This is a genomic window from Winogradskyella sp. (assembly GCF_028289625.1).
GTDB lineage: Bacteria > Bacteroidota > Bacteroidia > Flavobacteriales > Flavobacteriaceae > Winogradskyella.
The window spans coordinates 53,562-80,418 of record NZ_JANQOM010000050.1 but is presented as its reverse complement, the minus strand read 5'-3'; the positions used below and the strand labels follow the sequence as shown (position 1 = coordinate 80,418).

Annotated in this window: 23 protein-coding genes; 10 read left to right on the top strand and 13 right to left on the bottom strand. The window is 35.4% G+C overall.

The features are described 5' to 3' along the window. Window positions 1-149: 149 nt before the first annotated feature. The 4 genes from Q0992_RS10500 to Q0992_RS10485 all read left to right on the top strand — a co-directional run bounded on the left by Q0992_RS10500 (window position 150) and on the right by Q0992_RS10485 (window position 4,558). Window positions 150-2,501, top strand: a complete 2,352-nt coding sequence (locus Q0992_RS10500) for a TonB-dependent receptor (protein ID WP_299523590.1) — start codon at window positions 150-152, stop codon at window positions 2,499-2,501. Beyond that, window positions 2,501-2,986 carry a thioredoxin fold domain-containing protein gene (locus Q0992_RS10495; protein ID WP_299523588.1) on the top strand — a complete coding sequence of 162 codons (486 nt, stop codon included), beginning with the start codon at window positions 2,501-2,503 and terminating at the stop codon, window positions 2,984-2,986. Before Q0992_RS10500 ends, Q0992_RS10495 begins: the two co-directional genes overlap by 1 nt. Before the next feature lie 52 nt (window positions 2,987-3,038). Continuing rightward, complete coding sequence (locus tag Q0992_RS10490) at window positions 3,039-3,623, top strand: protein-S-isoprenylcysteine O-methyltransferase (RefSeq protein WP_299523585.1); 585 nt, start codon at window positions 3,039-3,041, stop codon at window positions 3,621-3,623. Window positions 3,624-3,898: 275 nt separating this feature from the next. Continuing rightward, complete coding sequence (locus tag Q0992_RS10485; protein ID WP_299523582.1) at window positions 3,899-4,558, top strand: hypothetical protein; 660 nt, start codon at window positions 3,899-3,901, stop codon at window positions 4,556-4,558. Between the two features lie 20 nt (window positions 4,559-4,578). Here Q0992_RS10485 and Q0992_RS10480 read toward each other — a convergent pair whose 3' ends face one another. The 3 genes from Q0992_RS10480 to Q0992_RS10470 all read right to left on the bottom strand — a co-directional run bounded on the left by Q0992_RS10480 (window position 4,579) and on the right by Q0992_RS10470 (window position 7,538). Continuing rightward, entirely contained in the window at window positions 4,579-6,036 is a 1,458-nt protein-coding gene (locus tag Q0992_RS10480) for a hypothetical protein (protein ID WP_299523579.1), read from the bottom strand. Window positions 6,037-6,047: 11 nt separating this feature from the next. Then, window positions 6,048-6,590 (bottom strand): sigma-70 family RNA polymerase sigma factor, encoded by a 543-nt coding sequence (locus Q0992_RS10475; RefSeq protein ID WP_299523576.1) that lies wholly within the window; start codon window positions 6,588-6,590, stop codon window positions 6,048-6,050. Between the two features lie 153 nt (window positions 6,591-6,743). Next, complete coding sequence (locus tag Q0992_RS10470; RefSeq protein ID WP_299523573.1) at window positions 6,744-7,538, bottom strand: TerB family tellurite resistance protein; 795 nt, start codon at window positions 7,536-7,538, stop codon at window positions 6,744-6,746. 202 nt (window positions 7,539-7,740) lie between these two features. On the opposite strand from Q0992_RS10470, the gene Q0992_RS10465 reads away from it, so the two are divergent. The 4 genes from Q0992_RS10465 to Q0992_RS10450 all read left to right on the top strand — a co-directional run bounded on the left by Q0992_RS10465 (window position 7,741) and on the right by Q0992_RS10450 (window position 10,068). Then, window positions 7,741-8,151: a BrxA/BrxB family bacilliredoxin gene (locus Q0992_RS10465; protein WP_299523569.1), complete on the top strand. Its 411-nt coding sequence runs from the start codon at window positions 7,741-7,743 to the stop codon at window positions 8,149-8,151. A gap of 94 nt (window positions 8,152-8,245) precedes the next feature. Further along, on the top strand, window positions 8,246-8,659 hold the full coding sequence (locus Q0992_RS10460; RefSeq protein ID WP_299523567.1) for a hypothetical protein: 414 nt from the start codon (window positions 8,246-8,248) through the stop codon (window positions 8,657-8,659). 18 nt (window positions 8,660-8,677) lie between these two features. Further along, window positions 8,678-9,415, top strand: a complete 738-nt coding sequence (locus Q0992_RS10455; RefSeq protein ID WP_299523564.1) for a 1-acyl-sn-glycerol-3-phosphate acyltransferase — start codon at window positions 8,678-8,680, stop codon at window positions 9,413-9,415. Next, window positions 9,412-10,068 (top strand): HD domain-containing protein, encoded by a 657-nt coding sequence (locus Q0992_RS10450; protein ID WP_299523561.1) that lies wholly within the window; start codon window positions 9,412-9,414, stop codon window positions 10,066-10,068. Before Q0992_RS10455 ends, Q0992_RS10450 begins: the two co-directional genes overlap by 4 nt. Before the next feature lies 1 nt (window position 10,069). On the opposite strand, the gene Q0992_RS10445 is transcribed toward Q0992_RS10450, so the two are convergent. After that, window positions 10,070-10,243 carry a hypothetical protein gene (locus tag Q0992_RS10445; RefSeq protein WP_299523558.1) on the bottom strand — a complete coding sequence of 58 codons (174 nt, stop codon included), beginning with the start codon at window positions 10,241-10,243 and terminating at the stop codon, window positions 10,070-10,072. 13 nt (window positions 10,244-10,256) lie between these two features. Continuing rightward, a complete protein-coding gene (locus Q0992_RS10440) occupies window positions 10,257-11,129 on the bottom strand; it encodes an AraC family transcriptional regulator (protein WP_299523555.1) in 873 nt (290 codons plus the stop codon). 210 nt (window positions 11,130-11,339) lie between these two features. On the opposite strand from Q0992_RS10440, the gene Q0992_RS10435 reads away from it, so the two are divergent. Then, a complete protein-coding gene (locus Q0992_RS10435; RefSeq protein ID WP_299523552.1) occupies window positions 11,340-11,897 on the top strand; it encodes a T9SS type A sorting domain-containing protein in 558 nt (185 codons plus the stop codon). Between the two features lie 61 nt (window positions 11,898-11,958). Here Q0992_RS10435 and Q0992_RS10430 read toward each other — a convergent pair whose 3' ends face one another. The 7 genes from Q0992_RS10430 to hemH all read right to left on the bottom strand — a co-directional run bounded on the left by Q0992_RS10430 (window position 11,959) and on the right by hemH (window position 22,093). Continuing rightward, complete coding sequence (locus Q0992_RS10430; RefSeq protein WP_299523549.1) at window positions 11,959-13,035, bottom strand: PA0069 family radical SAM protein; 1,077 nt, start codon at window positions 13,033-13,035, stop codon at window positions 11,959-11,961. A gap of 377 nt (window positions 13,036-13,412) precedes the next feature. Then, entirely contained in the window at window positions 13,413-14,195 is a 783-nt protein-coding gene (locus tag Q0992_RS10425; protein ID WP_299523546.1) for an enoyl-CoA hydratase-related protein, read from the bottom strand. Window positions 14,196-14,404: 209 nt separating this feature from the next. Beyond that, window positions 14,405-15,829, bottom strand: coding sequence for a HAMP domain-containing sensor histidine kinase (locus tag Q0992_RS10420; RefSeq protein ID WP_299523543.1), 1,425 nt, complete (start codon window positions 15,827-15,829; stop codon window positions 14,405-14,407). A gap of 150 nt (window positions 15,830-15,979) precedes the next feature. Beyond that, the gene (locus tag Q0992_RS10415; protein ID WP_299523540.1) at window positions 15,980-16,525 is read right to left on the bottom strand and encodes a CopD family protein; all 546 of its coding nucleotides are present in this window, start codon (window positions 16,523-16,525) and stop codon (window positions 15,980-15,982) included. Beyond that, entirely contained in the window at window positions 16,525-19,611 is a 3,087-nt protein-coding gene (locus Q0992_RS10410; protein ID WP_299523537.1) for a glycosyl hydrolase, read from the bottom strand. Before Q0992_RS10410 ends, Q0992_RS10415 begins: the two co-directional genes overlap by 1 nt. Window positions 19,612-19,659: 48 nt before the next feature. Next, window positions 19,660-21,015 (bottom strand): MATE family efflux transporter, encoded by a 1,356-nt coding sequence (locus Q0992_RS10405; protein ID WP_299523534.1) that lies wholly within the window; start codon window positions 21,013-21,015, stop codon window positions 19,660-19,662. Window positions 21,016-21,022: 7 nt separating this feature from the next. Next, the gene (gene hemH, locus Q0992_RS10400; RefSeq protein WP_299523532.1) at window positions 21,023-22,093 is read right to left on the bottom strand and encodes a ferrochelatase; all 1,071 of its coding nucleotides are present in this window, start codon (window positions 22,091-22,093) and stop codon (window positions 21,023-21,025) included. 216 nt (window positions 22,094-22,309) lie between these two features. Here hemH and Q0992_RS10395 point away from each other — a divergent pair, with 216 nt between their 5' ends. Then, window positions 22,310-25,840 (top strand): TraB/GumN family protein, encoded by a 3,531-nt coding sequence (locus Q0992_RS10395; RefSeq protein ID WP_299523529.1) that lies wholly within the window; start codon window positions 22,310-22,312, stop codon window positions 25,838-25,840. Window positions 25,841-25,842: 2 nt separating this feature from the next. Here the strand turns inward: Q0992_RS10395 and Q0992_RS10390 are convergent, their stop codons facing one another. Continuing rightward, a complete protein-coding gene (locus tag Q0992_RS10390) occupies window positions 25,843-26,742 on the bottom strand; it encodes an AraC family transcriptional regulator (RefSeq protein ID WP_299523526.1) in 900 nt (299 codons plus the stop codon). Window positions 26,743-26,857: the final 115 nt, after the last annotated feature.

The following is a 26,857-nucleotide window of genomic DNA, read 5'->3' as shown; positions in this document are numbered from 1 at the left end:
CAAATGATATACAGCCTTTATATAATTCTCTTCTGCTAAAGTCACAATAATTTCTATTTTGTACAAATATAATTTTTTTATTCTTAAATATATATTTAGATTTGTCTAAATTTTAATTTTGTTTAATATCAACTTTTATTGTCGTAACTATGAGACCCTTCAAATATAAACCCTTAACTATCTTAGCGACTTTAATGTTTTGCATTGCTTTCAATGCACAAAATGCCACAATATCAGGTAAAATAACTGCAAAGGATAATCCTTTAACCACTGCTGAAGTCTTTCTAGAAGGTACTGAAATAGGGTCAACTACTGATAGGGATGGCAACTATCTTATAAAAAACATACCTGCTGGCACTTACATAATTACCGTAAAGTATTTAGGCTATCTTACAATTTCAGAAAAAATCACCCTTAATGAAGGACAATCCCTAAAGAAAAATTTTTCCTTACAGGAAGATGCCTTAAATCTAGATGGTGTTGTTATTACTGGTACGCGTTACTCACAAGATAGAGTTAATAATCCTGTTGTGGTTGGTGTCATCGATGCTAAACTATTTAACGCTACCCAGTCTATTGCTATCTCAGAAGGGCTCAACTTTAATCCTGGTGTCCGTGTTGAGACCAATTGCCAAAACTGTGGGTTTACGCAGGTACGACTTAACGGTCTAGAAGGTGCCTATTCCCAAATATTAATAAACAGTCGCCCTATATTTAGTGCCTTAAACAGTGTTTACGGCTTAGATCAAATCCCAACTAACATCGTAGACCGAATAGAAGTGGTGAGAGGTGGAGGGTCAGCTCTTTATGGTTCTAATGCTATTGCAGGTACAGTAAATATTATTACGAAAGAACCCGTAGAAAATTCCTGGGAGGTTCGTTCTAATACGGCTATTATTGATGGTGATGCTTTAGACCAAACATTCAATATTAATGGGACTATTGTAAATGAGTCATTGACTAGTGGAATTAGCATTTATGGTATGAGCCGTAATCGCGACAGCTATGATGCCGATGGTGACGGTTTTACGGAATTAGTGGAACTAGAAAACACGGTATTAGGAGCTAAAGCCTTTTTTAAACCTGGAGAACGAAGCAAAATCACTTTAGATTTAAGTGCATTAGAAGAATACCGAAGAGGAGGTAACCGCTTAGACTTGGCACCGCATTTTACCGATATAACCGAACAGCTAGACCACAACACCATTTTTGGTGGCATTAATTACGACCAATGGAGCAAGAACGATAAAAGTAAATTTTCTGTCTATGCCTCTGCACAAAAAACGGAACGCGACAGTTATTATGGTGGTTTAGGCGGTAGTATTGCACCTGAAGATTTAGAGCTTGCTTTAAATTCTTATGGATTTACCGAAGATTTTTCATTAGTAGCTGGAGTGCAATACAATTATTATTTTAACAATAACGACGTGCTTACGGCTGGTGTTGAAAACCAGACCTATGATACCGAAGATGAAATTGCCGGCTTTAACCGTCTTGTTGACCAAAATGTTAACACCACAGGTGTTTTTGCACAATACGAATGGAAGCCAAGCCAAAAGTTTACAGCACTTCTAGGCGGAAGATACGATATATTTAATGTAGATGGCACTTACCGTGTAGGCGCTATCGATAGGACAGCAGATACCAACTTGGGTGTTTTTAGCCCTCGTATCAGTTTATTGTATAAGCTAAATGAAAACTTGCGATTTAGAGGTGGTTATGCGCGTGGCTTTAGAGCTCCACAAGCCTTTAATGAAGACCTACACATCTCGTCTGCTGGTGGTGATCAGGTCATTAGCATTCTTTCTGATAATCTAGATAAGGAAACATCTGATGCCTTTACTGCATCTTTGAATTATACCAAAACCACAGGCTTAACGCAGGTCAGTTTCTTACTCGAAGGGTTTTATACAAAACTTACCGACCCCTTTGCTACGGTAGGTACAGGAAATATTGGCGATATCATTTTAGAAGAAGTAGTCAATGGTGAAGGTGCCACGGTAGCAGGTGCAAATTTTGAAGCTGGCTACTCACCATCAAGCAGGTTTACCTTTCAACTTGGTGGTACCTTACAGCAAACAAGTTTTGATGAAGACCAAAAATTGTTTAATGACGGAACTAATGTAGTTGTGGTTGATGAATTTGTTAGAAATCCTAATTTTTACGGGTACTTTACCTCATACTTTAATTTGAGTGACGCTTTTAAAATTGATTTGACCGGAGCTTACACAGGATCTATGATTGTACCGCGAATTACAGGTGCAGATGGTTTTGTAAGTTTAATAGACTCTGACCCATTTTTTGACGTTAACTTAAAGGCAAGTTATCATTTTGAGGTTTCTGATGATTTCCACTTGGAGCTGAGCGGAGGTATTCGTAACATTTTCAATAGCTATCAGTCCGAGTTTGACCAAGGTCCTGAGCGTGACTCTGATTTTATATTTGGACCAGCTGCTCCTCGCTCCTTATTTATCGCTATTAAAATTGGTAACTTGCATTGATGATACAAAATCCCAAAATAATCGCAGGTTTCTTATTAACCATTTTACTTTCCCTAAGTACTTCAGTGGATGCACAAGAAACGGAATCGGTTAACTGGATAAGTTTTGAGCAGTTAGAAGATTCATTAGCACTAAAACCAAAAAAAGTATTTATTGATTTTTATACGGACTGGTGTACCTACTGTCGTAAAATGGACAAGGTTGTATTTACAAAATCTGAAGTGATAAACCTTCTGAACACAGACTACTACGCAGTACGTTTTGATGCAGAAACCCATACAGACATCTCCTTTGGCGGTAAAACCCTTGTGAATGATCAAGTCAAAAAATCCAGAAATCCAATTCACCAAATTGCACAGCTATTGGCAACAAGAGAAGGTCAATTTGTGGCGCCTACCCTTGTAGTTTTAGATAAAGATTTTAAGGTAACCGCTAGGTATTTTGAATATATGGATAGTAAAGAATTAGTCGATGTTCTAGAATAGAAATTTAAAAACTAATCTCAAAGATATTCAAGAAGAATAAAGTAATAAAGCTATGGAACCCATATTTTTAAAAATTGGCTACGGCATTATTTTGTTAGGAACATCTATTATTCGTTATCCGCATGGACGTCGTAATAAAGCCAATCAGATTATTACCAATAGAAAAGAAAATTTAGAAAAACTGCTGTTGGGGCTGACCTTTCTGGGAATGATGATTATTCCCCTAATTTATATGTTTACTCATCTATTTGCCTTCGCCAATTACAATCTACCTGTTTCGTTACAAATTATAGGAATACTTTTAATTGCACCAATGCTATGGTTGTTTTACCGTTCACATAAAGATTTAGGACAAAACTGGTCTGTAAGCTTGGAAATTAGGCAAGACCACCACATTGTTGACTCTGGTGTATATAAATATATTAGGCATCCTATGTATTCAGCAATCTGGCTTTGGGTGATTATCCAAGCATTGTTATTGAATAACTATATTGCTGGCTTAGCAGGTTTAATCAGTTTCGGATCATTGTATTTTCTAAGGGTAAAGAATGAAGAACAAATGATGATTTCGGAATTTGGAACTGAGTACGTTAAGTATATGCAGAAGACAAAAAGGATTATTCCTTTTGTTATTTGAAGGTAGTCCGTGCAGAAAACTGAAATCGTTTTGCATAATATTCCAATTCAATAAAAGTCCTTTTTTGTATTGTTCATAAAACTATTGAGCAATACTGTTATATTTAACTTGATAACTATCCCATTAAACTTTATATAAAAGAGCATCTGTACATATTTTGATTCCTCAGAAAAGATCTTGGTTTTACTAATTTAGAATAGATGGGCCTGTCGAAATACTTTTAGGTTTTGAATATTTTTGTAATTTCGGACAACTAACTTAAAATGTATACTTATATGAAACCAAAATTTTTAACTCTTATATGGATATTTGCACTTATACAAGGTTGTTCAAGCGTTAAAGTTTTGGATTCTTGGAAAAGTGATAACATCTCCGATGTAAAAAATAGAAACTTCTTAGTTGTTGCACGTTCTTCGGATAAGCAAGCACGCTTAACTTTTGAAAATGAAATTGTAAAGCAAATGACTTCCAACGGCTATAAGGCTACAGCTAGCTATTCAAAGTTTGGGGATATGAACCCAAATGAAGAACCATCTGAAAGCAGCAAAGCGAAGGTCAAAAAGTTACTAGAAGCTGAAGGGTTTGATGGTGTGGTACTTACTGTAATGAAAGATTATCAGGAAGAGACCAGAGTACAAAAAGAAGGCGGTTATTATGAAGGTGGTAATTATTATGGTTTTTATCCTCGATATTATGGTGGATTCTACCGTTACTACGGACACCCTATGTCTATGCGTACTTTGGGCAACTATGTACCAGAAACCACAACCACCACAACGTCTAAGGTTTATGTTTTAGAAACGACAGTCTACGATTTAAAAGCACCAGAGGACAATCAACTCATAGCTATAGTGACCAGTCAATTAGACAATCCTGAGAGTGCATCAAAAGCAGCTTCAGCTTACGTTAAAAAAGTGGCGGCTAGTTTAAAATAATCGGGCTTTACTTTCAATAGTCATAATCTTAAAAGCGATTTAATTTGATGCTTATTTCGCTTTTTATATTCTAAGAACAAATCATTGTCGTCTCCTGAAAATTTTATTGCTTTTCGGCAAACATAGAATGTATCATTAACGATGCAACACGAAACAAGTGTGAAAAGCTTTTCTCTAGGTAGCTCTATAGAACTTGAATTTACATTTAAAATGGTGTTGCTTTCATTATCTATAAGATACGTTTCGTGCCATACAGTATCTTCTGGATATACTTCTTCGGTAAAACTATTGAAATTAAAATCTAGATTGTTCGTGAGGTTAACTTTTATCTTATCTTCAATTTTAGAATATTGATCGATATTAACCCATCCTAATCTTGAGATATCAATAGATTCATAGAAAGCCTTTTGCTTAGTATAATTATCATTAATTCTTTGTGAATCATAAACTGTTAGAATACTATTGTTATACTTTTTATTCATAGATGTAATATGAGCCTCATCTAATATTGAATAACCACTAATCTCACCAGTTTTGTTGTCAATTAAACATTCTTTATATATAATTAGTGTATCTTTTTGATTATGAGGGTTTTCAATTTCAGAAAACTTTCTAACGATTTCATCTCTTGTTAAGTATCCTAATGTATCTACTTTTAAAAATGTTCTGTAAGTTTCAACACCTCCAAATCTCCTAGTTATGATTCTATCTATAATAGTTGTGTCCTTGCAAAAGATGACGAATTGTTCTTTATTCCTTAATTTAATATCTGTTAGTTCCCAATTCAAATAGCCATTCTGTGTTCTATTCCCATAAAAAATCTGCATATTTTCTTCTTCCGTATTCTTAGGAAATACTACATTGATGGTCTTACCTTTTTTTAACAATAAGGACTTTCTATTCGACTTTATATCAATTTTAAATGCACCACCAGAAACCAACCATTCCCCATTAGATATCGTTTGTGCGTTGGCTAACAGTAAGTCTTGTTTATTGGTAAGTTCAATTAATTCAATGGTAAGATTTTTACCTTCAAAATCTTTACCAGAATCAAACTTTAAATCATCTGGGTTAATGGTTATCTGAGTTCCCTTTTTCCCAGTAATAGTTATAATCGAATCCGTCGATACATTAAAGCTTTGGGTCATCTCAGTTTCAAAACTCAATGACTCCCTCAGTTCATTTTTAGCATTATTCCCATTATTAAAAACCAATAACCAGACCATTAGAGTTGTAAATAACACTATAACAGTAATAGCTCCATACTTTAACCATTTGCTCTTACTGTATGCTTTTCTGGCTTTATGAATATCCTTTAGCAATTCAACACGTTCGATGCCTTTTAAAATTGCCAAGTGTTCATTATAAACTATGTTAAATTCGACATCAGTTTTAAGCCTATTCTCAAGGGCTATAGTTTCAGAGTTTGAAAGTGTTTTATCTAAATACGCATTTATTAAATCTATATAAGTTTCCATGATGCTTCGAATTAAGATTTAACGGTTTTGGCTTGGGTTCTGTAAATGTCTTTTGCCTTTTGCAAGCACTTATACTTTTGGTTTTTGGCGACTTTTTCGCTTTTAAATTGCATTGAATCGGCAATAGCTTTAAACGTCATTTTTTTAATGTAAAACCATTGAAGTAACTGTTGACATCGTTCTCCTAATTCGCGAAACGCTTGTTCAGCAAACCTGTATTTCTGTTCTTCTAAAACAGCATCGAGTATAGAAACTTGTTCACTTTCTAAATCATGTAATTCTTGTTTTGAAAATTGCTTTTGGGTATCCTTCCAAACAAATCGAGATACCGAATAGAGGTAGGTGTAAAATGAAGCTGTTAATTTAAAATCTGATTTTTGAAGATTTCTGTAAAGAATAATCAATGCTTCCTGAAATACGTCACTAGCGTCTGCTTTTGTTCCTCCTTTAGAAAGTACCAGTTTTTCAATTCGTGGATGAAGTTTGTACAACGCTTTAAACGCTTTTTCGCGTTTATCCTTTTTAAAAAGTTCCATTATTTTGTCGTCGCTCATAAGAGTGGTTTATCTATTAATGGTCATTTTATAAAAAGGTCACCTAAAATTTTTAAATAAAATAAGATTCTTCAGTCATCGCAAAGCTTTCGGGATTCCTTCGGAATGACATACACTTAATTTTTTAAGCTTGGATGTTAAACTGCTTTTACTTTACTTAAATCCCCTTTCTGCTTGAATATGCTCATAGGCTGCTTGCACCTGTCTAAATTTATCTTCTGCACCTTCTTGGTGCTCCTTTCCTAGATGCACAACGCGATCGGGATGGTATTTTTTGGCCATTTTTCTGTAGGCACGTTTCACCTCATCGTCAGAAACGGATTTGTCAATTTCGAGAATCTTGTAGGCATTGTTGGTCTCATCATAAAACATTGCTTTTATACTCTCATAATCCTTATTATTAATGCCCAAGTAGCCAGACATGGTATAAATTTGCTTTATTTCGACCTCAGCAATATGACCGTCAGACTTTGCAATGCCGAATAAAAAGTGAAGTAATTGTAAACGCGAGGCATGGTCCATCATCTGCTTAATCTGTAAACATACCTGACGCATTGATATATTTTGTTTAGAGACGCGCTTAAATAATTCAAATGCATGATTTGCACGCTCTTTACCATACATGTTTCTAAACTGCTGACGTACATAATCTAACTCACGTTGATCTTGTTTACCATCAGCCTTAATAATTATTGAAGCGAGAATTAGCAAACTTACTTCAAAATCACCCGAACGGGTTTGTGGTCTCTGGTCCCTTCTGGTCTGCTTTGGACGTTGACGATAAGGATCTCGTTTACGAGATTTCCCTGTTTGACGTTCACCCAATAATGGGGTAACATCGCCCGATAGGTTATCAACAAAACTACCTAGGGCTAAACCAATAATAGCACCTATTGGCCCTCCAAATGACCAACCAATAGCACCACCAATCCACTTTGCAAAACTCATTTACTTGCTTTATTAATAGTAAAAATCAAATATACTATTTGTTAGTCTAAATCATTCATAATTTGTTTCAATTCAAGCTATAGAAAATCCAAATACTATCATACAAACTGACTACTGCTTACCCATTACTAACTATTATTTTTCCGTATCTTTGCGTTCCGGTTGTTATCGGAATAAAAGTGTTAATTAAAAAGAAAATTATATGTATCCAGCAGAATTAGTAAAACCAATGCGCGAAGATTTAACTAACGTTGGTTTTGAAGAACTACATACAACGGAAGCTGTTGACAATGCACTTGCTAAGGAAGGTACAACTTTAGTGGTTGTAAATTCTGTTTGTGGTTGCGCTGCAGCTAATGCTAGACCTGGTGCTCGTATGAGTTTACAAAATGCAAAACGCCCTAATAATTTAGTGACTGTTTTTGCAGGTGTGGACAGAGAAGCTACAGACAAAGCAAGAGAGTACATGGTACCATTTCCGCCAAGTTCGCCATGCATGGCCTTGTTTAGAGATGGTGAATTAGTTCATATGTTAGAGCGCCACCATATTGAAGGCAGACCAGCAGAGTTAATTGCAGAAAACCTTATGGACGCTTATAACGAGCATTGCTAAAGGATTAAAATTTTCAAATTAAGAAACCACGAATTAATTCGTGGTTTTTTTTACGCAACCTTTCTGATAATTTCTCATCTAGAATTAAAATGTTATGAGGAAAATCTGTATCACTATTGCACTTTTACTAACTCTTTTCTCTTGTGATTATTACTATGGTTATGACTTAATCATAACAAATTCTACAGATTCAGACTTGCAGATAAAAGCACTCCGACTCAATAATAACGATGAATATGAAACTTTCTTTAATGAATATGTCTCCCCTGACAGCTTCTTACAATTTGATATTCTACAACGTGGTGGAAATTGCGCAAAGGATTGCCCAGTGAGCCCTCTATCTGATCAAGAATTTTTCACTGAAGATTGGGGCTTAGATAGTCTTGTTGTAATAAAAGATGGCATCGGAATTAGCGAATATGTTAATATCATCTCTAATTGGACATTTCGTTCGGAGCCTCAACTTGGAATTTATGAAATAACACTTTTTAATTCGGACTTTGAATAGGTTTTCTAACTTTGCATCATGCAAAAGTTACTAGCCTTTCCATTAACAATTTTATACTTCATTTTCTTTGGGTTGACTTTAGTCGTTTTTCACCCTATCCAATGGTTTTGCAAAAATGTCTTTGGTTACAAAGCGCACAAAATCAGCGTGGATTGGTTGCAGTTTTTCTTAATGCGCTGCCTTAATGTATTAGGCACTACCTTTTCCTTTACAAATCCATACACTATAGAAAAAGGTATACCACTTATCTTAGTATCTAATCACCAGAGCATGTATGACATACCTCCTTTAATTTGGTATTTGAGAAAGCACCATGTGAAATTCATTAGCAAAAAAGAATTAGGCAAAGGTATACCTAGTGTATCCTATAATTTGCGACATGGTGGTTCTGTGCTTATCGATCGAAAAGATGCCGTATCTTCTATTGAAGCTATCAAGAATTTTGCAAAACGCATAGAAAAAAACAAATGGGCAGCCGTTATTTTTCCTGAAGGGACTCGAAGCCGAGACGGCAAGCCAAAGCCTTTTAAAACAAAAGGCTTACTGACCATGATAAAACATGCGCCCAATGCCCTTGTTGTGCCTATTACCATCAACAACTCATGGAAAACCTTAAGATATGGCAAATTTCCAATGGGCTTAGGGGCAAACATTACGTTTACAGTTCATAAGCCTTTAAAAGCCAACCTTTTTGAAGACAAACTAGAACTCATAAGCCTTGTTGAAGCGCAAGTAAAAAGTACTATTGATGCATGAGTAATGAAACCCTCATACAAAACACAATCGCCTTTGTAAAAGAAGAACTGAAACATGCTGAAGGTGGCCATGATTGGTTTCATACAAAAAGGGTTTATAACAATGCCAAGTTTATAGCCAAAACCGAAAGGGTAGATACTTTAGTGGTTACTTTGGCAGCACTATTACATGATGTTGCAGATCCAAAATTCCACAATGGTGACGAAACTATTGGTCCGAGAAAAGCCAGTGAATTTTTGTTAAAACAAAATGTAGACAGCGAAATCATTGAACATGTATCAAAGATTATTGAGAATATGTCTTTTAAGAACTCTTTTGATTTAAACACCTCGTTCAATTCTAAAGAAATGGAAGTAGTGCAAGATGCTGACCGCTTAGATGCCATTGGAGCTATCGGTATTGCGCGATGTTTTAATTATGGTGGTTTTAAAAACAGGGAGATGTACAATCCCGAAATTCCACCAAAACTTAATCTAACAAAAACCGAATATAAAACGTCAAAAGCCCCAACTATAAATCATTTTTACGAAAAACTGTTATTGCTTAAAGACCAAATGCATACAAAAACTGCAAGGCGAATTGCTAATGAGCGACACAACTATATGGAAGGCTTTTTAAAGCAATTTTTTGCTGAGTGGGAAGGGGAAAAATAAGTTAGTTTTCTTTTGCCACCTCTAAAGCCGTCAGTTTATACTCAATGATAGCCATTTCTTCACCATATTTAATAAGTTCATCAGCTGTTATATCGGACTTAGAATTTACCTTATTTAAAATATCCTGTCCTTTTTTATAGTAGTATTCAATGGCAGTATCTATCTTTTTATCCATGACTTTATGATTTCTATTGGACCATGAGTTTTAACTCACTTCTATACTTTGAAGCACTCTTACCCGTAAATTCTTTAAACACTTTGTTGAAATGTGAAAAGTTATTGAATCCACACTCATAACTTATATCGGTAATGCTCATTTGACTTTCTGACAAGAGTTTTGTAGCGTGTACTACGCGGTACTCATTAACTAGTTTCGTAAATGTTTTGCCTGTGACTTTTTTGAAGTATCTACAAAATGCAGGAACCGTCATACTCACTTTATCAGCAATCTCTTCTAAGCTTATATGATCATTAAAGTTGTTATTTATATGTTTAAATATCTTATCGATCTTTGCGCTATCCTGCGGTTCGGTCTCAAACGTATAACCATCTGCGTTTAATATGGTATAATCTTCAGACTTGGCAAGTCCATGTAAGATTTCGAGCAGAATTAATATTTTCTTAAAGCCCTCTTTTTCGGATAGTTTTTCAATCTTTTGCCCAATCTTCTTCTTGGTCTTTACACCGAATAAGATGCCGTTCTTAGCACGTTTAAACAAGTTGTTAATGCCTTCCATTTCTGGAACGTCAAAAAAACGCTCACCTAAAAATTCTGGTAGAAACTGAACAATAGTTTCCGTTCCGTTTACGGTAAGCCTATCCGTAAATCCATTATGTGGCAGATTAGAGCCAATCAATAAAAGTTGACTATTATTGAAGTAGGATAAATGGTTACCAATATGGCGCTTTCCCTTGCCTTTATTTACATAAACCAATTCGATTTCAGGGTGAAAATGCCAAAACGGTTTTTTTTCCCCTATATAAGCCTCATTCTTAATTACGCGCATAGAGCTTCCAAACTCTGGGCTAATTTTTTCTAATGTAGGTTTTCTAGTACTCATTGCTATCTAATTACTGCAAAGTTAGTCGTAAATAAAAGTAAAACCTACATACAATTATCATTAATCTATACTATTTTAACATTATACAAAGCTATATTCAAATATGTGGTTAATTTAGAATATAAATATGCCAAAATCCTTGTTTTCTAAAACTAAACCCTAAAATATCTTTGCTGTGTTAATTTAGTTTAACCCCAAAAAATGAAAACAATGAAAAAAATAGTTAGAAACATTTTAGTAGTAGCTGTAATGTTGGGAACATATACAAGCTACGCCAACAAGGCGACTAGTGATTTACCTACATCTTACGAAGTAAAAAAAGGGAATTATATATCAATTTCAGATGCACAAGGTAAAGTTATTTTTAGTGGAGAAACCAGTTACAATGGAAACATCACTGAGTTCTTTGATTTTAGCCAATTAAAGGATGGCGTATACACGGTAGAAGTCACCAATGCTTTTGAGATTGAAATCAATTCCGTAGAAGTAAAAAATCACAGTGTCACTTTTATCGACAATGCCAAAGCAAAGTTTTTTAAGCCTGTATTTAGAGCTGAAGATTCTAAAATTTTCATCTCAAAATTAGCTTTAGATGCTAAAGAGATGAAAGTTGAGCTTTATTTTGAAGATGACCTGTTTCACTCCGAAACAATAAAAGGAGGTAAAATCTTAAATAGAGTTTATCAATTAGATAGAAGTTTATCGGGTGATTACACGGCAATCATTAGAACTAATGACCGTGTATATGTTGAACATTTTAGAATATAAATTGATTGTTTATATATTAGTTATTTATTAGTATTAAAGTGGGCTTTTTTGGCCCACTTTTTTAATTAAACAACTTCATTTGTCCATATTTGTATTGCTCATGTAGTTCGGTATTAAGTTTTGGCATAGTTTTGTTCTTAAAATATTTTAGTCTGGCCAAGGTCATTAAATCATTGATTTGCTTAGCAATATGACCTTCCCCTCGCATTCTAATGCCAAATCTACTTTCATTTAATGTACCTCCATGGCAATTTTCTATTTGATGAAGTACTTTATCGGCTCTTTCCGGCAGGGTTTTTCTAATCCAATCAGTAAAAATCTCTCCAATGGCACCATTTAACCTCACAACAGTATGGGCTATACTTAAAGCACCAGCTTCTGATACAGCCTTGGCCATCGGTAAAATTTCATGGCTATTGATGGATGGAATTATGGGTGCGAGCATTACATTTACAGGAATCCCATTTGCGCTTAATTCCTTAACAACTTTAAGACGCCTTTTTATAGTTGCAGTTCTTGGCTCCAAGATGCGTCTTGTATCTTCAGATAATGATGTAATGGATACATTGACGGCTATTAAACCATCTTTTGCTAGTTGTTTTAAAAGATCCAAATCCCTTAGAATTAATGCGTTTTTTGTAATGATTGCTGTCGGGTGTTTGTATTTTAAAAATATTTCTAGGCATTGCCTTGTAAGTTGAAATTTTTGCTCTGCTGGCTGGTAACAGTCTGTATTACCTGACATTACTATGGGGTGAGCCCTCCAACTCTTCTTTTTTAAAAATGTTTCTAAAAGCTGTGGTGCACTTTTTTTTACTAAAATTCTTCGCTCAAAATCCAGACCTGCACTATAGCCCCAATATTCATGGCTGTTACGTGCGTAGCAATAAATACAGCCATGCTCACAACCTTGGTACATGTTCATAGAATATGTCATCCCAACATCTGGACTTATTACTTTGTTGACTATGGTCTTGGGAAATACGCTAAGGTATAGGGTTTTATTCTTATCTGCTACTTCACCTTCTTTTTCGCAAAACTCCAAAAAATCGTCTCGCATTTCGTGAGACAATTCAAAAAAACGATTGTGAATATTTTGTTGAGCTCCACGTCCTTTAATAAAATTTTTATCAAACATATTAATTATTTTATTTGTAAAAATACAAATAAAACATAATACTAAATTTATACATATGTTTAATTTATTAGCATGATAAACTAGCCATACCCTAAAAAGATTAGTAAATCCTGACGATATTGGTACAAAACAAAGCTGTTAATATGGCATACTAATTTGTTAAAATACTTGTTTTCAGTAATTTAAAAAGACTTGAACTTTGTAAAAAATAAAATCATGAAAAAGCAATATCTTTTATTATTGGTTTTGAGCCCCGTTTTATTGCTAGGAATCATTTTCTTTGGCCCTTTTTATCTACTTCATGTTATCGTAGATGGAAGGTATTATAACAAAGCTCAATAAGATACACTACAAGACAAGAGTAATTAATATACTTGTTATTTGCCTGGAAAATCTGCTTTGCGTTTTTCTAAAAATGCTGTAGTGCCTTCGGTGAAGTCTTCTGTGCCAAAACAGTTACCAAAAGATTCAATTTCAATATCAAACCCATTGATGCCATCTTTGTAACCTGCATTGATAGACTTTATAGCTTTTGCTATAGCGACTGAGGAATTGCGCATGATTTTGCCAGCAATTTTTTCGCAGAGTGGTAGCAATTCATCCTGTTCTACAACATGGTTGACCAAACCATAGCCAAGTGCTTGGTTAGCATCAATCATACCTGCAGTCATAATCATTTCCATAGCCCTACCTTTCCCTATAAGTTGTGGTAAGCGTTGTGTACCACCATAACCAGGAATTACACCGAGAGAAGTTTCTGGCAGTCCCATTTTGGCATTGGCACTGGCTACTCTAAAATGACAGGACATCGCAAGCTCCAGACCTCCACCAAGGGCAAACCCATTAACGGCAGCAATAACAGGAGTGCCCAAATTCTCAACGAAATCGAACAGTATAGCCTGGCCTTGTGCCGCTAGTTGACCCCCTTCTTCTACACTGAAATCTGCAAATTCACTGATATCCGCACCTGCTACAAAAGCCTTATCTCCGCTTCCTGTAATAATAATAACCTTAGTATCGCCATCTTTATTAGCTTCATCAAAAGCATTGTGAAGTTCTCGGATAGTGTCTTTATTTAATGCATTTAACTTTTTGGGTCTGTTAATGGTAATGGTAGTGATTCCATTTTGATAGTCGGATAGTATGTTATCGTAAGTCATATTATTTATTATCTAGTTTAAAGGTTAAAACCTTGGAATTTCATTGCGTTTACCTCAGTTTCTATAAAATTTTTGTCTACTGACTGTCATTTCGAACGCAATGAGAAATCTCATCATACGTCAAGATTATGAGATTCCTCTTCGTGCCTCATTCGGAATGACAACCCAACTCCAAAGAGAATTTAATTCTTTTTTGGAACTCTGGATTTCTAATCCCTAGTGGTTTGTTTTTTTGGAAATGCAACTGTAAAAGTAGTGCCTTTACCTTCTCTAGATGTAAAGGTAATACTTCCGCTGAAGGTTTCCACAATATTTTTTACCATAGCCAGCCCAAGTCCCATACCACTGGTTTTGGTCGTAAATTTAGGTTCGAATATTTTAGATTTTGTTTCTTCAGATATACCAGAGCCATTGTCTGCAACAGTAATTTTTACATGCGTCCCTTCAGTAAATACTCTTACATCAATTTTGGGATCTATCCTATCTTTGGGCATCGCTTGGATACTATTCATTACAAGATTGGTCACCACTCTAATTAATTGAGTACGGTCAAATTTTGCAATAACTTCTTCTTCTTTGGCTTCAAACGAAATATAATGCTCATTAAAAATGTCTAAAGCCAACCTTACGATGTAAACCACATCAAGCTCTTCGCTTTGTTGTGCAGGCATTTTCGCAAAATTTGAAAATGCAGATGCTATGGAGCTCATTGTGTCTATTTGCTGAATTAAGGTATTACTAAACTCAGCTACTTTGTGGTGAACGTTTTCATCTTCGGGATCGAATTTTCGCTGAAAGCTCTGAACACTCAAACGCATTGGAGTTAAAGGGTTTTTAATCTCATGGGCTACCTGCTTGGCCATTTCTCTCCAAGCCTGTTCACGCTCACTTGTTGCTAATTTCACCGCACTGGCTTCTAGCTCATCAATCATACTGTTGTAGGAGTTAACAAGTGTTTCTATTTCTTCACTAGTCGATTCTACTTGAATTTTCTTATTGCGCTTTTCAAGTCGTGTTTCATTCATTTTGTCACTAATTGTTTTTAGTGATTTTGTAATGTACTTTGATATAAAATAGGCAAATACTATTGCTGCTAGTATCATTGCCAAGTAAGCAAAACCTAAACGTAGTAAAAACTCATTAAGCTCTTTATTCAGAAAATCATCATTCTCTAAATATGGTAGGTTAAGAATAACCAAGTTCTTAAACTTTTCATCGGTTATGTAAGAATAAGAAGATTGAAATATTTGACCATTTTCTTCTTTCTTAATGACATAACGATGCTCTGCAGTATTAGATAATACATTTAAAACCTCGGCTTCTAAACACTGTTCTGTTACATCACGTTGAATTGTCCGTTTGGAGCTAGTTAAAAGTTGCCCATCTAAATCATACAAATTAATTTGAAGGTTATGTATTGCATCAATATCAAAAATGGCCTCCTTAAAAATCAATGGGATATTCTCCGTAGTAACAGGATACGTTGTTTCTTGAATGGTAAAATCTATACTTTTACGTATGGCTTTTTCTTTTCGCTCTAAACGTTCTTTGTGGTAATCTCGAGCTTCTTCATTGTATTGATAAATGGTAACTGCCGCTATTAAAATAGATGCCAATAATACTAAAAGTATCATGGCAATAAATATTCTGGATCTTAAGGACAGTTTTTTTATTTTCATCGGCTCAATAATGGACTAAATATAGCAATAATCACACCAAAGACCTCTTACAAACTCCAAAAGGGTCTTATTGTAATTTGGAATTTAGAAATTAAAATTTTCAGATTATGCTTCCGGATTTTTAGCCCTAATGTTTTTGTAGAGCCTAAACCCTAGCATTATAAGAATTCCCAATACAATAATACCTACCACACCATAAATCCAGTTGATGGAATTCTTAAGAATAGCTAGAAACACTACAGCAAATAGTATAAACGTAGCACCTTCGTTCCAAATACGCATAAAGTTAGAAGTCACTTTGACCTTATCATTTTGTAGTTGCTTATAGTAAATGTGAGTTTTGTAATGATATACAAAAAGCAATAGCACAAACGCTAATTTTACATGCATCCAACCTTGTTCTAGCCAAACTGGTCTTATGATTATCAACCATATGGCAAATAGCGTAGCCAATATGGCCGAAGGCCAAGTTATGATGTACCATAAGCGCTTGGCCATAAGTTTTAGTTGCTTCCCCAAAATTTCCTTTTCGGGTGAAGACTTGTGGAAAGCCTCAATTTGATAGACAAATAATCTTGGAATGTAAAACAAACCAGCAAACCAGGTGATGACAAAAATGAGATGAAGTGATTTTATATAGTTGTATTCCATTAATCCTCAACAAATAAATAATTCAATTGCTTTGTATTAAATGCGGCATTAAAGGCTTTCACCTCATCATTTAAAATGGTATTGAATGCCGAAAGCTGCTTTTCAATCTTCCCTGTTAATTCATTCTTAACGGCAATATCCTGTGCTGTTGGTGCAAAGTCACCCATGCGGACCAAAGAATTTAAATGGCCCAACTTATTGGTTAGCCTAATTGGGAAATTTAATGGGTCTTGACCGCTTCTATTTTTGGTTTGGTAGAGTTCTTTTTCAATATTGGATAATTGCTCTTCTAAAACCTTTGCCTTCTCTACTAAATCTTTTACGTTTTCATCATCTTTATATTGCTTTTGAAAAGCGCCGAGTTGTGTGTTTATTTTTCTGATTTTCTTGATGGATTTATGGGCTTCATCCATCGTTTTATTGACGCTCTTAATAAATTCAAACTGTTTTTGCATATCAGCTAATGAACTTTCTGCTCTAGGGTCTGCTAAAATGGTAAATGCTCGCGATTGCTCTTCGTCATTCACATTTAAACTCACTTTATATTGACCAGGAATGGCTCTAGGGCCATCCAAACTGGCCCACCACAGTATCATCCCTTTCAAACGTTCTGCACCATCGTAGGTCATATTCCAAACAAATTGATTCGCTCCTTTTTTTACCGTGAGTTTGTTCTTTTTATCGCTTGTTGAAAATGTTTTTATGGTATCACCTTTAGTATCAAAATAAGTTAGCGATACTTTATCGTCTTCTTTATAATCTTTCAAATTAAAATAGGTAATGACACCATTAGGATGATTGGTTCCTGTGGTTTTACTTCCTTTTCTACTTCCTCCTCGCATTCTATAAGTATCCTTAGGCTTGAACAGTAGATTTTTACTTAAATCGGCATCATACAACTGATGAATAACCGTTAAATCATCAATAATCCAAAGACTTCGTCCTTGGGTGGCCACAATCAGGTTATTATCCTTAATCGTTAAATCCGTAATCGGAACGATTGGTAAATTCAATTGGAATGGTTTCCAGTCTTTACCATCATTAAAGGAGATATACATACCTGTTTCCGTACCAGCATATAGTAAACCTTTACGCTTTGGATCTTCCCTTAAAGCTCTGGTAAAATGTTCTGCATTAATACCATTGGTAATCTTCTTCCAAGTCTTACCATAATCTGTTGTTTTATATAAATAAGGTGCAAAGTCACCCGTCTTATATTTGGTTCCTGCAACATAGCAGGTCCCAGCATCAAAAGCGCTTGGTTCTATACTATTAATCATCATCCATTCTGGCATGCCTTTAGGCGTGACATTATCCCATGTTTTACCACTATCTTGAGTAACATGAATTAAACCGTCATCACTTCCAACCCAAAGCAAGCCTTCCCTCAGTGGCGATTCCTGCGCTGCAAAAATAGTACAGTAATATTCTACCGACGTGTTATCTTGAGTAATCGGCCCACCTGAGGATTTTAATTTTTCAGGGTCGTTACGTGTTAAATCAGGACTAATAATATCCCAAGATTGGCCCTCATTTTCAGTCACATGAACATGCTGCGAAAAGGTATATAAGCGATTTGGATTGTGTTTAGAAAATATTATCGGGAAATTCCATTGAAAACGATACTTCATACCTTCTGCACCATGACCCATAGGGTTATCTGGCCAGACATTGATGGCTCTAACCGTTCCGGTTTTATGATTAACCCGTGTTAAGAATCCATCATAACTTCCGCCATAAACAATATCATTATCTTCAGGGTCAATAGCGATATGTGCCGATTCACCACCAGCGGTGCTTTCCCAATCATCTTCGCCGATAGACCAGCCATCTGTTCGATGCGGAATCCTAATCGTTGAATTATCCTGTTGTGCCGCATAAATTCGGTAGGGAAATGCATTATCTGTCGTGACACGATAAAATTGGGACGTTGGTTGGTTGTAATACGTGCTCCATGTTTCACCTCCATCGTAAGTGACCTGTGCACCTCCATCATCCCCTATAATCATGCGATGTGGATTTTCTGGGGCAATCCACAAATCGTGATGATCACCATGTGGTGCATTATAGGTGCTGAATGTTTTTCCTCCATCCGTGCTTTTGTGATACCGTACATTTAAAACATAAACGGTATTAACGTCTTCCGTATCCGCATAGACACGTGTGTAATACCAAGCACGTTGTCTCAATTTTCGTTCGCTATTAACTTGTGTCCATGTTTCACCACCATCTTCGCTCCTGTACAAACCTCCTTTATCCTTATTCTCAACTATAGCCCATATACGTTGGTTATTAACGGGAGACACCGTAACACCAATAATTCCTAAAATTCCTTCAGGAAATCCTTTTTTGGTCGAAATCTCGGTCCAGGTCTCACCACTGTCTGTACTTTTCCAAAGTGCCGAACCTTCACCTCCAGAACTTAAGCTATATGGTGTGCGTTGTACACGCCAAGTCGATGCATAAAGAATTCTTGGGTTTTTTGGGTCCATAATTAAATCAACGACACCAGCATGCTCATTAGAAAATAAGGTCTTTTTCCAGGTCTTACCACCATCGGTGCTTTTATAGACTCCTCGTTCTTGGGTTGGTTTATAAATATTACCTAAAACACCAGCATAAACAATATTAAGATTGGTAGGGTGAATAGCTATTCGCGGTACATGTCTTGATTTTGGTAAGCCTAAAACCGTCCAAGTTTTCCCTGCATCAACACTCTTCCAAATTCCATAACCTGAAGACACATTCCCTCTTACGGTCTTTTCTCCACCACCTACATAAATCACATTCGGATCGCTCTTAGACACTGCAATAGCTCCTATACTACCACCAAAATAGCCATCAGATATATTTTCCCATTGGCGGCCACCATTGGTAGTTTTCCAAATACCACCACCTGTTGAACCAAAATAGTATAAGTTAGGTTGATTTGGCACACCTGTTACAGCTGCACTACGTCCTCCTCTAAATGGTCCAAGAAGACGATACTCCAAGGCATCGTAATCAGATTCTTGAAAGTTTTGCGATTCTAAATTTAAAGTGAAAAATGACAACAGTAACGCTGCTAGGATGGTGAATGACTTCATAATAAAAAATAAGGTTAGTTATAGGTTTCTAAAATTAAGGATTAAAAATTATACTACTTCTTTTGGCAATAAATTTAACTTCACTTCACGATGTAAAAAGTAAGTGGTCACCATAGTTGCCAAAACATCTGATATCGGAAACGCCATCCAAACCCCTAACTCGCCATAAAATGAAGGTAAAATAAATATCAACGGTATAAAAAATAGCCCTTGCCGCAAAAGGGTTAATAAAAGCGCTGGAGTAGCTTTACCTATCGCTTGAAAATACGCTGCCCCAATTAATTGAATCCCTATAATTGGTGTAGCAGCGAATACCCAACGCATCGCAGGTGGTGTTTCTTTGAGAACTTCAGTATCTTGTGTAAAAAGACTAGTAATAGCCTCAGGAAATAGCATTAGAAACACAAATACAATAGCCGCTAAACCAATGCCAAATTTTATGGCGGTCATTATGGTTTCCCTAACGCGCTTGTACTTTTCCGCACCATAATTGAACCCTGCTATGGGCAAAAATCCTTGGGTAATCCCATAAACAGGAAACAAAGCAAACATCAACATCCTACCAACAATAGCATAGGCCGTAACAGAGGTTTCACCGCCTAAATCGAACAAAATATTATTCATTAACAAGTAAGTAACACTGACAATAGCTTGCCGAGATAAAGTGACAAAACCCAAACTTCCGATTTCTTTTACGATAGGTAGTTTTAATCTGTAAAAACATTCCGTAACATGTAATTCCGAGTTTTTAGAAAAGAAAAACCAGATAATAAAAGCCAAACATAACACATAGGATCCTGTTGTCGCCCAAGCGGCTCCATGCATCCCGAAGTCAAAAACCTTTATAAAAATATAGTCTAATACCAAATTCCCAACAGAAGGAATCATCATAGCATACATAGCAAATTTTGGCTTTCCTTCGGCTCTAATAACTGTATTCCCCATCATGCACAAGGCTAAGAAAGGAATTCCATAAAGAACGATAACATAATAAATTTTGGCAGGTTCGAAAATGGCGCCTTTTCCACCAAAAGCAGGTATAATGCTATCTACAAAGTATAAACCAAGAACAACTAGTGAAACTGTAAGCAAAAGCGTAAGCGTAATTTGGTTGCCAAAAACGGTCAAAGCTTTTTTTCGGTTATCTGCTCCCAAAGCCCTGGAAATAATTGAAGAACCTCCTGTACCTATGGCCATACCAAGCGCTGCAATAAAAAATGAAACTGGTAAAACCACATTGATGGCTGCAATTGCGGTTGGACCAATCCAATTCCCCACAAAAATGGTATCCACTAGGATATTTAAAGACATCACTAAAATACCTATGGATGCCGGAACTGCTTGTCTTATTAGTAATTTCCCAATAGGCTCGGTTCCTAAATCTTGTGATGATACTTTAGCCATTAAGTGGTTAAAGGGGGTTTTTAGCTGACGTAATTAAATTACTCTGGTCAATTTTTCCATTATAAGCCCATTCCTCAATCATATTAGCAATCACTTTTGCAAAATCATCACGATCATTAAGGCAAGGAATTACGGTAAATTGCTCTCCACCAACTTCGTGAAAAATTTCTTCTCCTTCCATAGCAATTTCCTCTAAGGTTTCTAAACAATCGCTAACAAATGCTGGGGTAACGATAGCCATTTTTTTAATGCCCTCCTTACCCATACGCTCAATCGTTCGGTCTGTATAAGGTTTCAACCAAGGATCGAAACCAAGTCTAGATTGAAATGTGGTAGAATACGTTCCATTCTTTAAGCCTAGCTTTTTTGCTACTTTGACTGTCGTTATCTCGCACTGATGGCGATAGCAGAATTCATGCTGTGGACTACCCATTTTAAAGCAACACTTCCCATTCATTTTACAATTCCCATTGGAGATGTCACTTTTACGAATATGCCTCTCCGGTACTCCGTGATAGCTAAATAGGATATGCTCGTAATCTAAGTCTTCAAGTTTTTCGGCTATGCTCTTTGAAAGTACATTTACATAATCTTCTCTATGGTAAAAGGCTGGAGTTCTTGTAATTTTCACTTGTGGAAAATAGTCTGCTACCAATTCGTCTATCTTTACATCAATTGTTTCTGTTGTGGCCATGGCAAATTGCGGATAGAGTGGAATGGTCATTATTTCCGTACAGCCTTTATCTACCAATTCCTGAAGTCCTTTTTTTAAAGTCATGCTACCGTATCGCATAGCCAAAGCCACTGGGAAGTCAACTTGTTGTTGTACCTTTTTTTGAAGTCGTTCTGACAAAACAATTAAAGGCGACCCTTCTTCCCACCATATCTTTTGATACGCTTTAGCAGAAGCCTTTGGCCTTGTGTTTAAAATGATTCCCTTTACTAAAAGGGTGCGAGCCCAAAGTGGCACATCAATGACGCGTTCATCCATTAAAAACTCCCCAAGATACTTTTTGACATCTTTTGGGTTTGGACTATCTGGTGAGCCTAAATTGACTAATAAAATTCCTCTTGACATAATTTTCTTTTTCAGAAGCAAAAATACAACGCTTTTCATAATACCTCACAATGCTAAGCATTGGTTTTATTTATAATGGTATCGCATATAATGCTTTTTTGTGTTACTGTTTTAATGAAATATCTATTATTTGAGTTTTTCAACGAGTTTTAGGTATTGGCTATGGCAATTTCAATGATTTAAATATCTTTACCAGTCCTGAAGATTTTGTTTAAAATGAAAAAATATCATACCGCTCTAATATTCCTTCTCTCTATTACATGTTTTTCCCAACAAAAATATCAGAGTCTACTTTGGGAAATTACAGGGAATGGAATAGAAAAACCATCTTATCTATATGGTACTATGCATGTGAGCAAAAAAGTAGCTTTTCGATTAGATGATGTATTCTACCAAGCCTTAAACGAAAGTGAATGTATCGCCTTGGAATCTGATCCCACGACTTGGCCAGGTTTTAATTATGATATGATGCTCAACGAAATGGCATTTTATGGTAACTATAGAAACGGATTTTATACCAACCTTTTTAAGTTGTCACATCCTGAAGAAATGGCCATAAGAGCCTCTGTCCGCATGGATAACGGTGCTGTTAACGCCTATTTATATAGAAAAAATAATGCTGCCGATAACTTTGAAGAGGAAACTTATCTCGATATGTTTATTTATCAGGCTGGTAAAAAGAATGGCAAGGAAATTTACGGTTTAGAAGATTTGGCAGAATCGCGCTATTTAACTACAAAAGCAGCTTATAATGTTAATAAAAAGGACTTGGACCCTTGGCTTCAGAAACTTTATGCCAAGGAGAACCCTTATTTAATTCAAGAAAATCTTTATCGCGACAGAAACTTAGACCTTTTGGATTCCATTGGTGCTGGAGTCAATACAGAATTTTATAGAGAAAACATGCTCTATATTCGTAATGAAAACATGGTCAATTCTTTAGTAGGCTTAATGCCCAATAAATCTGTATTCGCTGGTGTCGGTGCCGCACATTTACCTGGCGATAAAGGCATGATAAATATGTTGCGTCAACGCGGTTATACCGTTAAAGCATTGACATCAGAACAAACGGATTACAGTAAAACCGAAAAAACCAAACTCGATAGTCTTTTCATAGCACCTACGTTAAAAATTCACAAAACACCTGATGGTTTTTTAGGCATAAATGCTTATGATGAATTACGTGAATTTTCTTATGGAGGTCAAAAGTATTATTTAGATCCAGATATGACCAATGGCGCATATTTAACCGTTAATAGAATAAGCCGTTTTATGTATCTCCCCAACGAAAAAGAGAATATAACACTTCAGGATATTGATGATTTATTGTATGAAGATATTCCTGGCGATATTGTAAAAAAAGGGGCGTTAAATACCCCATATCCTGGCTTAAGTATTGTCAACAAAACTAAAAAAGGAGAATTTCAAAAATACCATATCTATCAAACTCCTTTAGAGATTATCATTATAAAATATGCTGGTCGAAGTGATTTTGTATTAAAACATGAGGCTAAAATATTTAATTCCATTAGTTTGAAAACTCCTTCCGATTCAAATAAAAAGTTTGTTTCCCCAAATAAAAAATTCGAGGTTGATTTCCCTGCATATTATATAACAGGTAATATGCAAAATAAGGGCAAGAAGTTGTTAGAAGGCTATAAAAACGGTGCTTACTATTTTGTCAAAGAAGCGTCTCTACATGATTTGGGTTATATAGAAGAAGATAGCTTTGAAGCAAAATATTTTCACCATGCACTTTATAAGAGCTATAAGCTAGAAGAAGCCGAGGGTGGATTTAAAAAAGGCATCTACAAAACCTATGAGTCTCGTGCTGTTTTAGACTCAACTTCTGGTAAGAATTTGCATTTAAAAACCATAGTTAAAGATGGGAGTTATTATCTATTAGGTTATGTTGGGAAACATGAAGCCGAAAAAATAGACTTTTTTAATTCTTTTAAATTCAACACAACCGACTATGTAGGCTTTGAAAGAGTTATTGATACCTCTTTACATTTCTCAGTAAACACCAATACCAAGGCACCTTTGCCTAATCCTTATGGCTATGGTGGCATGTACAGCAACAATAAGGACACCAAGGATTATCAAGAAAAGAAAAAATCAACTACCTATTCTACCAAAGCCAATGAACAAATAGAGATTACAAGAACAAAGTTTCATGATCTTCAAATGTACCATAATGTAGATAGCTTATGGAAAGATACTGAACGCAAAGTAAACTATGGAAAACGACGTTATTATTTACCTAAAAAGAAATTCAGAATTGGCAATCGGGTAAAATCAAATAAAGGAGACATCTATACTTATAGCTTTACCTATGCAGATTCTAATAGCGCCAAGCAGGTAATGGTAAAGAATCTTTTAAAAGAAGGGGTTCTTTTTGAGCTTAAGACTTTAATCGACTCCATAAGTGGTCCGTCCAAGTTCGTCACCGAATTCTATGATTCATTTACTCCAATAGACACCTTAATGGGGAAAGATGTTCTTAAAGACAAAACCAGGCAATTCTTTGATGCACTTAAGGAAAATGATAGTATTGTTTTAGAGTCTTATAACCTGATTAAATTCAAGAAATACAATAGTAGGGATATTGTCTCAATACTAAAAGACTTTGAATTCGACAAAGAGCGCTTAAAAATTAAATCGCATTTGGTGAGTCAGCTTATTGAAATCGACTTAAAAAATAATCTCGATTTTATTGAGCAGTTGTATTATGACAGTTACTCTGATCCTCAGACTCAGTCTTCTATCTTAGAAGGCTTATTCAATTCTAACAAAAAAGAGAACTACGACTTGGCTATGAGTTTGATGGAACGCGATTTACCTCTAGGTGGTATTGGTGGTATTTTTTACAACTATTATCGCAAGGATTCTTTAGAATTGAAGGCTACATTGTACCCTAAAATTCTTCAATATAGTACCATTAGCGAATATAAGCAACCACTTTACGATTTATTGGCTCGCATTAAAGACAGTGGCTATATAAAAACTAAAACTTATAGCAAATACAAGAACCAAATCATTAATGATGGTAAGATTGAGGTAAAGCGCAGCTTAAGTAATTCAGGCTATGGTTATAATTCGTATTCCGATGATTTATCCACTTATGTCAATTTGATATATCCTTACAGGAAAGAGCGTACTGCAGAAGACTTTTTTGACAAAATGCTTAATGTGGATGAAACCTCTGCATTAGTAAGATACTATATTTTACTATCTAAAAACAAGGAGAAAATTCCTCAACAACTTATAGAAAAATTGGTTGAAGATGAAGAAAATCAGTACAAGCTTTTAGAAGAACTCGATGAGGCAAAACTGCTAAATAAGATAAAATCGTTAAATATTAGCCAACAGCAATTTGCCAAATCAAAGTTGTTATCACAGGCTAATTATGAAAAAGAAAAAGACTCGGTAACTTATCTTATGAAGCGTGATTTTAAAACCGAAAAAGGTAAAGATGCCGTGATGTATTTCTTCAAAATCGATAAGGATGATGAATACTCAGGCAAGTCCGAAGTATTGCATTATATCTCTTTTATTAAACCTAATGACCCTAAGCAATTGATTGTGGATTATTATAACAAGTCCGACAATTATGGGACCACGGTAGATGAAACCAAAGAATTAGAGGAACAATACAAGGAAATTATCAACTTAGCCATCTATAAAGACCGCAAACGGGTGACACCTAGTACTAATGGAAGTTATAATGGGTATTATGATTATTAGATCTAACCAGAGGCCGTAATATACTTCTTAGGCGTTGTCCCAAATTTCTTTTTAAAAGCCGCAATAAAATGGCTGGCCGTGCTATAGCCAACTCTTAGGCCAACTTCGTTAACATTATAATCACCAGATTCTAAAAGCTTCCGCGCTACTTCCATTTTATAGTCAAACAGAAAACCATAAACCGTATCACCATAAATCTGCTTAAACCCTTCTTTAAGTTTTTTTAGGCTTAAGTCTACCTGTTGGGCTAAATCTTTAAGGCTCGGGGGTTCTGCCATATGGGCTACAATAATGTCCTTGGCCTTCTTAAGTTTTGCGACATTGACCTCATCGACCAAAAATGGACATTGTTCAATGTCTGCATCTTCGTTTCTATTAAAATACAAGCTCAATAATTCATAGACTTTGCCTTTAAAATATAAAGGCTTTATGGAGGCATTAAGATTAAAGCTTATTAATTGGTTTAAAACCACAGCCATCGAAGGATTGATTTTACCATCTGTGTAGTATTTTTTGTTTTTATTCTCTTCAGATAGAAACGTGACATAATTAGCATCTTGAGAGAATAAGCCATGAAACTTCTCAATAGAAATAACGAAAGATACCAACCAAGAATGGGGTTGCAATGCTAAATGTATTGGTAAATCTTGTTGAGGATTGTACAACAGCAAAGAAGTTTCTTCTTTGATATTAAGTGTATAGTTACCATTATTAAACACAAAATCTGCTGAACCCTTAGTACAAAAATGAAATTGAATATACGTGCTATCAATTTCTCGCTCAAGAATTTGAACCGTATCATTTTCGTTTTTACAGGTTAACACAAAAAAGCCATCTCCGATAAAAGTTTCGTCAAAAGTACCTCTAGCGACACTTTTTGAGGCTATATTTTCAAAATTCATTCTATTGTTATTTAGATTCGTTCTAAACAAAAGGCTAAAAACCCCTTGATTTCACTGCAAAAATATGACAAAAATCATGTTTTATTAAAAAATGATCCCAAAAAACCAGAAACGA